This is a genomic window from Streptococcus sp. AM43-2AT, assembly GCF_003603405.1.
Classification (GTDB): domain Bacteria; phylum Bacillota; class Bacilli; order Lactobacillales; family Streptococcaceae; genus Streptococcus; species Streptococcus ilei.
The window spans coordinates 156,002-169,594 of the sequence record NZ_QTND01000001.1; the positions used below are offsets into that span (position 1 = coordinate 156,002).

Here is a 13,593-nt window from a genome sequence, read left to right on the forward strand (position 1 = left end):
AGGCAGTTCGCCTCGATTTTTTTGTTAAAAAGAATTTGATATAAAAGCGCTTACATAGTATAATAGCTGTATTGATTACAAAATAGCGAGGTCTCTTTTATGAAAAAGAAAACAATGGTGTCGATGGTGGCTTCTAGCCTCCTGCTAGCTCCCTTTATCTTAAATCAAGTGGTGGCAGCAGATGAGAATCTACCAGAGCTTTCTCCAACGAAAGAAGTCGTGACTCAGGTGGCTCCTGAGCCTGTAACTTCTGAAGGAGCAGCTTCCCAATCTCAAGCGGATCAGACTGCATCAGTCCCAAGTGTGGATCAAAAGAAGGAAGACGTGACTTCTGAACCAACAATAGCGAGTCCAATAGATCCGGCAGAGACGGAGAAGGTCGATAAGCCAGTTGGTCAAGACAAGGATCTTACGACTGTGGAGAAAACTAATATCCCACAGGCGCCTCAGGGAACAGGTGCACAAGCTAGCCCAGCTACTTCGGCAGGCACATCTTCTCCGGCAACTGGACAAGCCTTAACTTCTTATACAGGCAGCTTGGTAAATAGTGACCTTAAGGACAAGGAATTAACCGTTCAAAATGCTGTTGATGAATTGCTTCAGTGGGCTGCGAAGGATCCCAAACAGGCTGGTCAATCGACCGCAGATCGGGAACGATTTGCTAAAAGTCTGGGAATGATTAGTAGCCAGGAGGACTTGAATCGTAAGGTCAGTCAGGAAGAGCTGACTAATATGTACAGCATTGCCAAGAAGCTCTATGATGCCTATCGCTCTGAAAAGAAAGCTCCTCTCTTTTTAAACGGGCGAGCTCAGCCGATCTTCCCTTATACTACAGGGGAAAAAGCAGATGAAGACTATCACTATGAGGATAGCGAAATTGTTCGCTTCCCAGTCTATGTAGAGACCGATTACGATACAGATGGGGATGGCAAGCCAGACTTAGTCAAGGCCATTGTCCAGTTGCCTAAGGCGGTGGCCAGGGGAGACTTTAAGGCGGCGACCATTCTCGAAGCGCGTCCATATGTAGCAGGAACCTTGGATGAGAACAATGTGACCCTTGAAAGCTTGGGCTTACCGACAGATGGCTCTTACGATATGAAGAAATTGCGGGAGCAACCAGCTAAACGCCAGGCAGTCGGAAGCTCTTCGACAGTCGAAGCAGCCAAGAAAGCCAAGGCTTCGGATTGGTATTACTACAGTCCCTACGAGTATATCTATGACTACGAAAACTTGAACTGGTATGACTATTTCTTGGTCAGAGGTTATGCCTTTATCTCCAGTGCTGGTCTAGGAACCAAGGGATCAGAAGGGTTCAATACGACAGGGTCTGATCTGGAAATCAATGCCTTCAAGAATATTATCGAGTGGGTCAATGGCAAGCGCAAAGCCTACACAGATAAGACTAGCAATGTCGAAATCAAGGCAGATTGGGCTACAGGAAATGTCGCCATGACTGGTCTATCCTGGGCTGGAACTACGACCTTTGGTGTCGCAGCGACAGGAGTCGAAGGTTTGAAGACCATCGTACCAGCTGCTGGGATTGCTTCTTGGTATGACTATTTTAACAGTCAAGGAACAGCCTATGGGAACCCACCATACAGTGACCTTTCTTGGTTGTCCCTCTACGTAGGGACTCGGATCTTGGATGAAGCTGACTGGGCTGGTATTTGGCAAAATTATGCCAACTACATCAACCAGCTCAATAAGGATCAAAATGCACATGAACGCAATTACAGCGATGTCTGGAAGGAACGGGATTATACCCTCAATCCTGAAAAATTAAAGACCAGTGCCCTTCTGGTTCATGGTTTAAATGATGACAATGTCAAAACCAAGCATTTTGAACTCATGTACGATGCCCTTAAGAAAGCAGGGCAGGATGTCAAACTCTATCTCCACCAAGGAGACCACGTCTATCCAGCAGCTATGTCCCGTGGTTATGGTATTCAGGCTAATGGACAAGATTTCTATGACCTGCTCAATACCTGGTTGACCCATTACCTATATGGAGTGGAGAATCAGGTCGAAAATCTACCAGCTGTCTTGGCGCAAAATAACTATGACCCAAGCAAGTGGACCACGTATGATAATTGGAAGACCACGCAGCGCCTCTTCCTCAATGCGCAGTCGAAACGCTTGGAAGAAACGATTTCGAGCGATTATGCTGGAGCTGGTGTCGAAGTTGCCAAGCGTGATGAAACCGTGAGCCAAGGTTCTTCAAAAGCCAACATGACCTTCGTATCGGAAGTGACAGAAGACACCACTATCAAAGGACATATCCCTGTACACTTCAAGGCAGCCCTTGCTAAGGGGAAAGGAAAGAACTTCCAAATCAATGCTCTTTTAGTCGACGTATCGGATGAAGAATTTGATGTGGTCGGCAACGGTGGGGTTAAGGCGGATAAAAAAGCAGATGGCTTCTGGATGGGTAGCAATTTAAGCAACCTTTCTGTGGCTGAATTCGAAACCATCAAGACCAAGTATAAGGTCATCGCAAAAGGTTGGATCAACCTGGCCAACCCTGAGTCTGGCTATGATTCAGCGAGCTCAAGAAATAGCATCGAGCCAAAAATTGGAGAATTCCACGACTATACGGTCCATCTCCAACCAAACCTTTATACGGTTAAAAAAGGACACAAGCTAGCCCTAGTCTTCAATACTTATGATCCATCAGACTTAACCGTTGAGAATCCTTATGAAGTGACATTCAAGACAGATTCGATCCGTGCGACTATTCCGATCGTAGAAGGGACTCGTTCCCAGGTAGCCTCTTATCTTCCGAACGCGGCTGATACAGCATATGCTGCCCTTCCTGAGATTCAAGGAGCAAAATTAGTAGAACCAGCCATTCATTCTATCGAAGAATACCATCTGCCAGTCCTTCCAGAGCCTGAAAGATATGGAAAACCAGAAATTCCTGCTAGTCCAAGTCTTCTTCCTCTCGTCAAATCAGCTGAGAAAGAAACGGCAAAACCAGAGTCTCTATCTGTTGCTTATGGACAAAGATTTGTCTCTGAGACGGTTAAAGAAGCAACTCCAGCACAAGAAAAAGCAGGTCAGCTTCCTCAAACAGGTAGCGCAGAGGAATGGATGGGATTCTATGGTTTAGGTACCCTCTTCTTGTCTAGCCTTCTTTTCTGGAAGAAAAAGAAAGAGGAGAACCAAAGCTGAGGAACGTAGCAAATATTTCTAAAAACTTCAATTTTGGTGTAGAATAGAACTATCAATGAGAGATTAGTGACAATCACTGATCAAAGGAGGAACTATGGTACACGTACTAACAGATGCAACATTTGAACAAGAAACTAGCCAAGGTTTGGTCTTGGTCGACTTCTGGGCAACTTGGTGTGGTCCTTGCCGGATGCAGGCACCAATCTTAGAACAGCTGGCAGAAGAAATCCATGAAGATGACTTGAAAATCTTTAAGATGGATGTGGATGAAAATCCAAACACTGCTCGCAACTTCGGCATCATGTCCATCCCAACTCTCTTATTCAAGAAAGATGGCCAAGTGGTGAAACAAGTCGCTGGTGTTCATACCAAAGAACAACTCAAAGCGATTGTTGCAGAATTAAGCTAACAGAAAAGAAGCCCATGCTTCTTAGATGATTAAACTCGTTCATTTCCAACTGAGGAAGTGAGCGAGTTTTTTCTTTCATGAAGTTGTTAACAGAATCAGATAAAGAATTGACAGCGCTTTCCTAAGGTGTTAGAATGAACCTGTAGTTTGCTATAAAATATAAGAAAGAGAGTGGGACAGAAATCGGTCATTCGTTAGAATTCGATTTCGTCGTCCCACCTCCGCATAGTTGAGTAGGGCTGTAATAGCTGATGAAATTAGCGTAGTAGAGCCCACTCAACCACTGCGTCTTGCTCGACAATCCAAAGACAATTGAAAGGCTAGAACTTTTGTCCCAGCCTCTTCAGTCAATCTTATTTTCTAGTTAGTCTGCTAAAACCCATACGCTGACGGAGCGGTCTGAGACTGGGAAATCAGCCCAACCGTCTTCTTCAATTTGGATGGTATCTTGGTAATTTCCTAAAGCGTCGTAGTAAGTCCGTCCTGCATAGACTTGGCCGATTTCCATCCGTTTTGCGGATGAAGCAGCATTTGAAATAACGCAGGCGATAGGAGCAGTCTCTTCAGTTCCAGACCGCGTCCAACCAATACAGTTAGGATCGTCAAAGTAGTCTCTTTGTTCACCGTAGGCTAAGTCTTTGCGGATACGAAGGAGTTGATCAAGCTCCGCTTGGAAATCTTGCTGGGCAAACTCACCTGAAATCCCGTAGTAGTCTCCATAAAAGACACATGGAAGTCCGGCCTCGCGGAGGAGAATGAGGGCGTAAGCAGCAGGCTTGAACCATTCACCGACTGTGGACTCTAAGGCTTGTCCTCTTTGGGTATCGTGATTATCGACAAAGGTTACCGCGCTTTCTGGATGATTGCTTGCAAGAGTACCATTGAAAATAGTCGTTAAATCAAAGTTTTCCCCTTCTTGGCTAGCTCTAAAGAGATTTTGGTGGAGGGCAACGTCCACTAAGTCAAACTTGTAGTCAATGCTGGCTAGGTAGTCATTGTTGCTTTGTTCATCCCCATTCCAAAACTCACCAAATACATAGAAATCTTCTCCATATTTGTCCGTAATTTGTTGGATGAAGTTCTTCATGAAGAAGGAGTCGATGTGTTTAACAGCGTCTAGACGAAAGCCTTGAACCCCAGTTGTTTCAATAAACCATTCTGCCCATTGATTGAGGTTTTCGATCACTTCGGGGTGTTTAAAGTCGATATCGGCGTACATGAGGTAATCGTAGTTTCCGTTCTCACTATCAACGAGGTAGTCTTGTGCCCAACCTTTGTTTTCCCCTTGAATCTGGTAAATCCCACTCTTATTGCGGGAAGCATCGTAATCGGTACCAGTAAAGTGGTACCAATGCCAGTGGAAGTCATTGTAGGCCCCATTTCGACCATCAAAGGTAAATTTTGTCCAACCTTTGATCGTAAAAGGCTCTGTCAAGACGATGGTCCGATCGTTAGGGTCCACTTCGACCACTTCAAATGTTTCTAAACCGTCGGCAGCTGCTTTATGGTTGAGAACGACATCGGCCATGGGTTGGATTCCAGCTTCTTTTAAGGCTTGGATGGCTTGCAAGTAGTCCTCTTTGAAACCATATTTGGTCCGAACAGTCCCTTTTTGGTCGAATTCTCCAAGGTCAAAGAGGTCATAGACGCCGTAGCCGACATCATTGGCAGAAGTGGCTTTAAAAGCAGGAGGCATCCAAATTTTACGAATACCCAAGTCTGCTAGGTGAGGAGCATCTGCAGCTAAGCGGGACCAGTGTTGACCATCCGAAGGTAAGTACCATTCAAAATATTGCATTAAGGTTTGATTTTCCATTTGTTTCTCATCTTTCGTGAATTAATGCCTTATTTTACCAAAAATGAAAGGATAGGGCAAAGGTTTATGCTCTCGAAAGCGCTGTCTTTATTTCATAGTGTATAAATGGGTAAAAAGATAGGTCTTGTATGGATCAGAGAGAGGGATTTGGCCCCATGAATAGGAACTATTTTTTTATTTTTATTCAAGTTCGCTCAATCTGTCTTAGAAGACCCTGCAGGTTGAAGAAGTGTCTCTATCAATTGATTTACAGGAAGGAAAGTCCAGAGAGCTTTCCCTGCTGTAAGTTTCGTTGTGATACTGTTTGAAAGCAGGTTGAAGGTCCTAGAATAGAGGTAATATAGACTCTTTCTAGGAGAGATAGCTATTATCATTAAAAGGAGGCCTCCATTGAGATCCATAGAAGATTTCCAAGAACAAATTGCCACTATATTTCAAGAAGCCATGGCAATTCCTAGCTTTACCAATGCCGAGACAGAAAGGGAGATGGAAGACTATTTAGACCGACGAATTGGGGCTATTCCATATTTCAAGAGTCACCCCCATCACTTTGGTCGCTACCCTCTTCCTAATGACCATCTCCATCGTAGTGTCAACTGGGCTTTGGTCGATAAGGGAAAGAAAAAGACAGTGATTCTTTTTCACCACCACGATACGGTAGATCTAGAAGATTACGGTCCCCTCGCACCTATAGCTTTGGATTCTGAAGCATTGGTTCAAGCCTTGAAGGGCATCGATTTTCGTTCAGAAATGCAGGAGGACCTAAATTCTGGCCAATGGCAATTCGGACGAGGTTCTTGTGACATGAAGGCGGCTTTAGCCCTCCAGCTGGGAGTCCTAGAAGCCTATGCCTCAGATCCTGATGGGGGCCAGGTAAATCTGCTTTATCTATCTGTGGGAGACGAGGAGTCCTATTCTCGTGGGATGAGAGGAGCCTTGGGTCTACTCTGTCAGTTAAAAGATGAGTTTGACTTGGACTATGTGTTAGCAGTGGATTCAGAGCCCTTTGAAGCAGGGGGTGACAAGGAGAAAGTTCTTCACATCGGAACGGTTGGCAAGCTCATGCCGGTCGTCGTCGCCCAGGGGGTCTTGTCTCATATGAAGGAGCCCCTCAAAGGAATCAACGCCCTCTCTCTCCTAATAGCAGTTGCATCAAAATTGGACCTTCACCCAGACTTATCTGATAATGCTCTGGGTGAGCGGTCTCCCCTTCCTTCTTGGTCTTATCTGAGGGATTTGAAGGATCAATATGATGTGTCGACTGTCCTTCATGCTGCCGGCTATTTCAGCGTTCTGCATCTGAAAAAGACCCCTCAAGAATTGTTGCAACGCATCAAAGAGTTGAGCCAGGAAGCGGTTGATCAATTTTATGTCAAATACTTGTCCCTTCAGGACCAAGCAGGGCAAGAACATGTGATCTCTCAGCCAAGAGTCATCAGCTATCAAGAATTGCTGGATCGTTGCCAAAAGAAGGAAGGATTTTTAAGCTTTCAAGATCAGTGTGAGCAAAGAGCCTATCAAGATTTCTTATCAGGAGTCAGCTATCAGACCATTGCCATCCAGCAGATTCAAAGTTTCTTAGAGTTTTTGAGTGAGAAAAATCCTCTGGTGGTTATTGGCTTTGCTCCACCTTATTACCCTTCTATGAATTGTCGGTCTTTACCGAATACCAGTCTAAAAATTGATAACCTAATAGATGATTATCGCTACTATTTAGCAAGCAGGGGCTTGTCACTGAAGGTGGAAGAGTACTTCATGGGCATTTGCGACACCAGTTATTGTGCCTTGGAGAGAGAGCTAGAAAGCTATCAAGTCGTATTGGATAGTTTAGCTATCCCCTCTCAAGTTTACGAGTTGGATCTTGCAAACATTGCACAGATTCAAGTGCCTGCGGTCAATTTAGGGCCTTGGGGCAAGGAACTCCACCAAAGAGGGGAGCGGGTCTTTACGGAGGACCTCCTAGATATCATTCCTAGTTATCTATTTGGCCTTCTCTACCGCTTGGATGAATTACTTTAATACTTGAGTTTTCCATTGACAAAAGAGGAAAAATGGAATAAAATATTGGCAAAACAAGTAAACCGTTTTCCTTCATCAGGGAAGTGGGATAGAAGAGGGAGAATCTATGATTGAATTTCAAGGAGTCACAAAAGATTACGATGGGCATCTGGCTTTGAACCACTTGAATTTGACCATTGAAGATGGGCAAATTGTCGGCTTGATTGGCCATAATGGTGCCGGAAAATCAACGACCATTAAGAGCTTGGTCAGTGTCATCACACCGACGACAGGCAGCATTCTAGTCGATGGGAAGGATCTCTACAGCAATCGATTAGAAATCAAAAAGAAAATTGGTTACGTAGCCGATTCGCCAGATCTCTTTCTACGTTTGACAGCCAATGAATTTTGGGAGTTGGTTGCCACTTCCTATGATATGAGCCAGCAGGAATGTGATGAGCGTTTGGAACATTTGCTCAACCTTTTTGACTTTACAAGTCATCGATATGAGGTCATTGAGTCTTTCTCTCATGGGATGCGCCAGAAGGTCTTTGTTATCGGAGCTCTCCTATCTGATCCAGACATCTGGGTTCTAGATGAGCCGATGACTGGTTTGGATCCACAAGCCTCCTACGACCTGAAACAGATGATGCGGGAACATGCTGATAAGGGGAATACCGTCATCTTCTCAACCCATGTCCTCGAAGTGGCAGAGCAACTCTGTGATAAGATTGCCATCCTGAAGAAGGGGAACCTCATCTTTTATGGGACCATTGAGGAACTGAAGGGGCAACACCCAGAACAAAGCCTAGAGTCCATCTATCTTGGACTGGCTGGTCGAAGAGAAGAGGTGAGTCCAGATGCGTCTTAAAATGGTTCGTCGCCTAGTGGATGTCAACATCATCTATGCTACTCAGCCCGCACAATTAGCGAAATTTCGTAAGAAGCAGGAAAAGAATCCGACTAGGAAGGTGAATGTTTCCGCCCAGTCCATTCGGACCTATATTTTTATTGGTCTCCTTTATCTTTTCCTTTTTGGGATTCTCTCAAGTGCCAATGATTTCGTCTCTAGCCCTGGTCCCTTTGTCAATATGATTACGCTCTTTGGGCTATTGACTATTTCCCAAGGCTTGATGAGTTTTTACAATGTCTTTTACGAGAGTAAGGATTTGCAATTTTACCGTCCCTATGCTTTTTCGGATGCAGAAGTGATTGCAGGAAAGAGTATTTCGGTGGTCTTAGTGCTCTTGATGGCCCTGCTTCCAATGGTCAGTTATTTTATCATTCTGCCTATCCAAGCAGGGGGAAATGTCCTAGTGGGGCTTTTTCTTGGCCTTCTTTGTGCCATGATTCTCCTCTCCATCCTTTTCTTGGGCACCTTGTTCTTATCCCACTTGATTACCAAATCAGCTGTCTTTAAGAAGCACACAAGTTTGGTATCAAACCTCATCATTGGCTTGAGTAGTCTCCTTTCCATTGGAGCTTATCTCTATATCAATATGCTCCAGTCAGAGCATTCGGTGGCTGGTGATTTGGTTACTCAACCAAGTATTTTTCCTCCGATAGAGGTCTTTCATGCCTTTATCTTGAATCCTTTGGATTCAGGTGCTCTGCTTGGGATGTTGGCTTGGGTTCTGGTTTTAGCAGTCCTCATTCTACTGGTCAAAAGTCAGGTCTTGCCTCATTTTTATGATGCTGCCCTTGAGGTCTCTTCCAGCCATGCGGTCAAGGAGCGGGTGAGTCAGATGAAGGTGGGAGATCAGAAAGCCTTCCATCGCTTTACCGTTTCTTATCATAAACGGCTTCTAAGTGATGGTACCTTGCTGACGCAGGTTATCTTTATGATGGCGATCTTTCCGTATCTTTTCACATTTGGCTTGTTTTTAGGGGCATCGCGAGCTTCCCTTCAGATTGAAAACTACCTCACACCCCAATATTTACTTCCCTTATCTCTTATCGCTTTCATGATCGGAGTCTTTAACTCTGTAGAAAGCCTGACCAGTATCGGGATTTCTTTGGAACGGGAAAATTTCGCTTATCTTCGTTCCCTTCCGATTGATTTTAAACGCTATTGTTTGAAGAAGTTTTGGATTCTCTTTTCCGTTCAGTCAGCTTTGCCGATTGTACTCTTAGTAGGGGTGTCCAGTTACTTTGGGGTTCATCCCCTCTCTCTTCTAGCCATGCTTTTGATTTGGTTTTTGACCAGTTTGAGTTTGAGTGTGATCGCTTTTCGACGAGACTACAAGCTCTTAACGACTAATTGGTCGACTGTAACGGATCTAATGAACCGGAATAGAGGAAATGCTGCCTTGAGAGGATTGTTGATATTCGTCTTTATTATCGTCATGCTAGTCCTAATAGGCTTTACTTTCTATCTATCCGCTGTGGCTTTCACCACCCTGATTGCTAGTGTGATTTATCTTCTTATTGCTGGTATAGGAGCTCTTGCGACTTACCTTATTTATAAAGGCACTTTCTACAAATTTAACCAAGAAATTGGTGAATAAAAATAGAGAGTGGGACAGAAATCGGTCATTCGTTAGAATTCGATTTCGTCGTCCCACCTCCGCACAGTTGAGTAGGGCTGTAAAAGTTGATGAAATCAGCGTAGTAGAGCCCACTCAACCACTGCGTCTTGCTCGACAATCCAAAGACAATTAAGAGGCTAGGACTTTTGTCCCAGCCTCTTTTGAATTTATGTTGATTTAGATTTCATAGCCGATTAAGAGGCCGCCTTCTTCAGCATAGAAGCTACATAGACCAGAGGTCGGAAGGACTTCGATATCCGCATTGGCGAATTTTTCATGGACCAAGGCAGAGAGTTGTTCTACGAATTTTTCGTTGCGACGGTGAGCAATGGTGATATGTCCCCCTTTATAGCCAGCTTTGAGCATTTCTTCAAAAGTAGTGGAAATAGCTTTCTTTTGGCCACGGGCTTTATGGAGAAGCTCAAGGGTCCCGGTATCGCTGGCTTGACCGACCATACGGATATTTAAGAGGCCAACAACAGTCCCGATAATTTTATTGAGACGACCATTTTTGACCAAATTATCGACCTTAGCAAGGACAAAGATTAGTTTGGTTTTCTCTTGGTATTTGGTGATGACTTCGACCACTTGATCAAAGTCAAGGTCCTGGGCGATTAATTGATGGAGTTTGCGAACGAGTAGATCCACTTCACCTCCAGCTGATAAACTATCAATCACATGGATATTGGTAGTCGGATGTTCTTCTTGATAAAGTTTTTTAGCGACTTGAGCACTATTGTGGCTACCAGACAAAGTACCAGTGATGGTAACAACGATAATATTGTCAGCTCCCTTGAAGGCTCTCATATAGTCATCAGGACTGGGACAAGCTGATTTGGAAGCAGTAGTCGTTGCATACATATCTTCCATCATTTTGTCTGTATCCAGATTAGCGTCGTCTGTATAGATGGTCTCACCAATCTGAATGGTAAGGGGAACTGAAACAAAGCTTGTATCTGGTGCAGCGCTTTCATAAGTACGGTAATCACAGCCTGAATCTGCAATAATTTTCCATGTCATTTTTATTACCTCAAAATGTAAAAAATTGTACATTGACAAGTAGTTAGTCTTTTTTTACAATTATATCATGAAGTTGCTTTCTCTGAAAGCAGATACATTCGGATGATACAGATAGAAAGTAAGTGTTATGGCAGAAAGAAAGATATCAGAAAAATCCTTAGAAAATTTGAAACGCTCCAACCAAGAGAGTAATGCCATTACACGGGAATCCCTGGAGATTTCATTGCTCCAATTGCTAGATAAAAAGGACCTAAAAAAGATCACCATTTCGGAGTTAGTGGAGAGAGCAGGGGTTTCCCGAGCAGCTTTTTACCGAAATTATGAGTCAAAAGAAGAATTGCTGGAATCTATCTTCCAATCAACTGTTTCGAAAATTACCCAGTCTTTAGAGGGTTATAATTTTAAGACCGATTTGTACCAGATTTGGGTTTATCTCTTTAAAGAGGCCAAAAAGGAAGCCCGCATTATCAGCTTAGCCGTCGATTATAATTTTGAAAAACTACTCACCAAGGCTGTTTATGAATTTCTGGAAAAGAGAAGTAAAACTCAGAAATCATCACAAGGACCAGCTAGTTATTTAAATTCCTTCCTCAGCTCAGCCATTGTCTCTGTCTTAGCTAAATGGATTAAGGATGGCATGAAGGTGCCGGCGGAGAAGATGGCCTCCTTGGGTCTTCCCTTGTTTCCTCAAAAGAAAAGAAAATAAAAAATGATCTACTAGATCGAGTGATTATTTCGACTCTAGTAGGTCATTTTTGACTTTATTTAGGAAACGGTCTAGTTCTTTTTGGTTTTTGAGAGCGATGAATTTGTCTGAATAGGTTTGGCCGACAGTCTGATAGCGTGTGACCTGTCTGACTTGGCGACCATCCCAAAGAACCCAGCGGATGAATTCCCAGTCTAACTTTTCAATGCAACCAGTTGCCATGCTGTCTCTAACTTGACCTCGGAAGTGACGGGCCCGCTTCCAGGCCCGATAAAGGCAGTTCCAACGGGAGAAATTTAGGAAGATAATCCAGTCGGACTCTTCCAATCTGCGCTCGTATTGGCACCAAGCATAGTTGCCATCAATGACCCAGTTTTCTTTGGTATCTAAAAAAGTAAGGACTTCTTGCTCCATCTTGTCAGGGTCATTGTCCTGCCAATTCAGAAGGAATTGCAGACGGTCTAGGTGAAGCAGTGAAAGTTGATAGTGATCAGCAAGGGTCTTTGCAAGAGTAGATTTTCCTGATCCAGAATAGCCGATAATCGTAATTTTCATCGTATCTCCTCATATGGAAGCAACAAAAAAAGCTCCGGAGAGCTCATTTTGTATGCAATTCTTGATTAACCAAGTTTCGCTGCAAGACGTGCTTTATCACGGCTAGCTTTGTTTTTGTGGATCAAACCTTTAGTTTCTGCTTTATCGATAGCTGAGCTAGCAGCGCGGTAAAGTTCTTCAGATGGGTTTGCTTCAAAAGCTTTGATTGCAGTACGCATAGCTGATTTTTGAGCTGAGTTTTTTTCGTTGTGTTTAACGTTCAATTCAGCGCGTTTGATAGCTGATTTAATGTTTGCCAATTTTTTCACCTCCAATGATATTCTAACTCTCTTATTATATCTGAAAACTTTTCTTTTGACAAGCCCAAACTAATTTTTCTTCGAAACGCTATCTCTTAGAGTTGGTTTTGTTATCAAACTCTTATCTCTTGAGGTAGATTTCATCAATCTCATGGTTGGCAGATTTGTGTAGGATCAGTTCAGCACGGTTGCGGGTGGGCTCGATGTAGTCTTTTAGATTTAAGAGGTTGATAGACTCCCATACCTGATGAGCAAAAGCTAGGACTTCAGCTTCTGGTTGCTTGGTAAAGCGATGGTAGTAGTTGCTTGGATCATCCTTCGCACGGTCCAATAATTTTTTAAAGCGGTCAATATACCAGGACTCAATATTGGCAACCTCAGCATCTACATAGATGGAGAAGTCAAAGAAGTCTGTCATATAGAGGCGATCATTTTGAGGATTCTGAAAAACATTGATCCCTTCAACAATAATGAAGTCTGCAGCTTGGATGGTTTGCTTCTGGTCAGGGACGATATCATAAATCTCATGAGAATAGACGGGAATCTGGTAACTCTGACCATTTTTTAGCCCATTCAGGAAATCCAAGAGAAGTTCCATATCATAACTTTCAGGGAAGCCCTTGCGATTGAGAATGTCTTGTTCAATCAAAGTCGCATTGGGATATAAGAAGCCATCTGTCGTCACTAGCTCCACTGTAGAACCGGAAAAGGTCCGAGAAAGAAGGATTTGAAGAAGGCGGCTAGTCGTTGATTTGCCGACAGCCACAGACCCTGAAATTCCAATCATAAAAGGCTGTTTTTTGCTTTCCTGTTGGAGGAAGATGCCTTTAGAGAAGGCTAAGTCTTCTTTTGCTTTTTTGTAGATTTGAATTAAGTGTGTCAGGGGTAAATAAATGTCTGTTACATCTTGTAAACTAATGAGGTCATTAAAACTCTTGATGGAATTCAATTCCTCTTCAGATAGAGGAGGAGTTGATTTTCGGTGGAGATTTTGCCAAGTTTGTCGATTGATTTTTTCGAAGTGTAGAAATTCTTTATCCATTGCAAGCCTTTCCTCCATAGTGACCTTTAGTATAACAGTTTTGTTGTTT

Annotated in this window: 11 protein-coding genes; 6 read left to right on the forward strand and 5 right to left on the reverse strand. The window is 43.5% G+C overall.

Features of this window, described 5'->3' with window-relative positions; all coding sequences use genetic code 11:
* Positions 1 to 99 precede the first annotated feature (99 nt).
* A complete protein-coding gene (locus tag DW930_RS00725) occupies positions 100 to 3,171 on the forward strand; it encodes a CocE/NonD family hydrolase (RefSeq protein WP_123159074.1) in 3,072 nt (1,023 codons plus the stop codon).
* A 94-nt stretch (positions 3,172 to 3,265) separates the two neighbouring features.
* A complete protein-coding gene (gene trxA / locus DW930_RS00730) occupies positions 3,266 to 3,580 on the forward strand; it encodes a thioredoxin (protein ID WP_006595996.1) in 315 nt (104 codons plus the stop codon).
* Positions 3,581 to 3,944: 364 nt separating this feature from the next.
* Here the strand turns inward: trxA and DW930_RS00740 are convergent, their stop codons facing one another.
* On the reverse strand, positions 3,945 to 5,396 hold the full coding sequence (locus DW930_RS00740; protein WP_123159075.1) for an alpha-amylase: 1,452 nt from the start codon (positions 5,394 to 5,396) through the stop codon (positions 3,945 to 3,947).
* 444 nt (positions 5,397 to 5,840) lie between these two features.
* Between DW930_RS00740 and DW930_RS00750 the strand changes: the two genes are divergently transcribed.
* The 3 genes from DW930_RS00750 to DW930_RS00760 all read left to right on the forward strand — a co-directional run bounded on the left by DW930_RS00750 (position 5,841) and on the right by DW930_RS00760 (position 9,901).
* Entirely contained in the window at positions 5,841 to 7,415 is a 1,575-nt protein-coding gene (locus DW930_RS00750; protein ID WP_123159454.1) for a M20/M25/M40 family metallo-hydrolase, read from the forward strand.
* Between the two features lie 106 nt (positions 7,416 to 7,521).
* Positions 7,522 to 8,265 (forward strand): ABC transporter ATP-binding protein, encoded by a 744-nt coding sequence (locus DW930_RS00755; RefSeq protein WP_023027015.1) that lies wholly within the window; start codon positions 7,522 to 7,524, stop codon positions 8,263 to 8,265.
* Positions 8,255 to 9,901, forward strand: coding sequence for a hypothetical protein (locus DW930_RS00760; protein ID WP_123159077.1), 1,647 nt, complete (start codon positions 8,255 to 8,257; stop codon positions 9,899 to 9,901). The genes DW930_RS00755 and DW930_RS00760 overlap by 11 nt, the downstream gene beginning before the upstream one ends.
* A gap of 198 nt (positions 9,902 to 10,099) precedes the next feature.
* Here the strand turns inward: DW930_RS00760 and DW930_RS00765 are convergent, their stop codons facing one another.
* Entirely contained in the window at positions 10,100 to 10,942 is an 843-nt protein-coding gene (locus DW930_RS00765) for a DegV family protein (protein WP_123159078.1), read from the reverse strand.
* 127 nt (positions 10,943 to 11,069) lie between these two features.
* On the opposite strand from DW930_RS00765, the gene DW930_RS00770 reads away from it, so the two are divergent.
* Complete coding sequence (locus DW930_RS00770; protein ID WP_023027012.1) at positions 11,070 to 11,648, forward strand: TetR/AcrR family transcriptional regulator; 579 nt, start codon at positions 11,070 to 11,072, stop codon at positions 11,646 to 11,648.
* A 24-nt stretch (positions 11,649 to 11,672) separates the two neighbouring features.
* Here DW930_RS00770 and DW930_RS00775 read toward each other — a convergent pair whose 3' ends face one another.
* The 3 genes from DW930_RS00775 to coaA form a co-directional block, all read right to left on the reverse strand.
* Complete coding sequence (locus DW930_RS00775) at positions 11,673 to 12,203, reverse strand: DNA topology modulation protein (RefSeq protein WP_123159079.1); 531 nt, start codon at positions 12,201 to 12,203, stop codon at positions 11,673 to 11,675.
* 65 nt (positions 12,204 to 12,268) lie between these two features.
* The gene (gene rpsT, locus DW930_RS00780; protein WP_023027010.1) at positions 12,269 to 12,517 is read right to left on the reverse strand and encodes a 30S ribosomal protein S20; all 249 of its coding nucleotides are present in this window, start codon (positions 12,515 to 12,517) and stop codon (positions 12,269 to 12,271) included.
* Positions 12,518 to 12,623: 106 nt separating this feature from the next.
* On the reverse strand, positions 12,624 to 13,544 hold the full coding sequence (gene coaA / locus DW930_RS00785; protein ID WP_117744419.1) for a type I pantothenate kinase: 921 nt from the start codon (positions 13,542 to 13,544) through the stop codon (positions 12,624 to 12,626).
* Positions 13,545 to 13,593: the final 49 nt, after the last annotated feature.

Bases quoted from the DNA above. Each gene is read 5' to 3' on its own strand.
- DW930_RS00725 (WP_123159074.1), top strand. From the start codon at position 100: ATGAAAAAGAAAACAATGGTGTCGATGGTGGCTTCTAGCCTCCTGCTA.
- trxA (WP_006595996.1), top strand. From the start codon at position 3,266: ATGGTACACGTACTAACAGATGCAACATTTGAACAAGAAACTAGCCAA.
- DW930_RS00740 (WP_123159075.1), bottom strand. From the start codon at position 5,396: ATGGAAAATCAAACCTTAATGCAATATTTTGAATGGTACTTACCTTCG.
- DW930_RS00750 (WP_123159454.1), top strand. From the start codon at position 5,841: ATGGCAATTCCTAGCTTTACCAATGCCGAGACAGAAAGGGAGATGGAA.
- DW930_RS00755 (WP_023027015.1), top strand. From the start codon at position 7,522: ATGATTGAATTTCAAGGAGTCACAAAAGATTACGATGGGCATCTGGCT.
- DW930_RS00760 (WP_123159077.1), top strand. From the start codon at position 8,255: ATGCGTCTTAAAATGGTTCGTCGCCTAGTGGATGTCAACATCATCTAT.
- DW930_RS00765 (WP_123159078.1), bottom strand. From the start codon at position 10,942: ATGACATGGAAAATTATTGCAGATTCAGGCTGTGATTACCGTACTTAT.
- DW930_RS00770 (WP_023027012.1), top strand. From the start codon at position 11,070: ATGGCAGAAAGAAAGATATCAGAAAAATCCTTAGAAAATTTGAAACGC.
- DW930_RS00775 (WP_123159079.1), bottom strand. From the start codon at position 12,203: ATGAAAATTACGATTATCGGCTATTCTGGATCAGGAAAATCTACTCTT.
- coaA (WP_117744419.1), bottom strand. From the start codon at position 13,544: ATGGATAAAGAATTTCTACACTTCGAAAAAATCAATCGACAAACTTGG.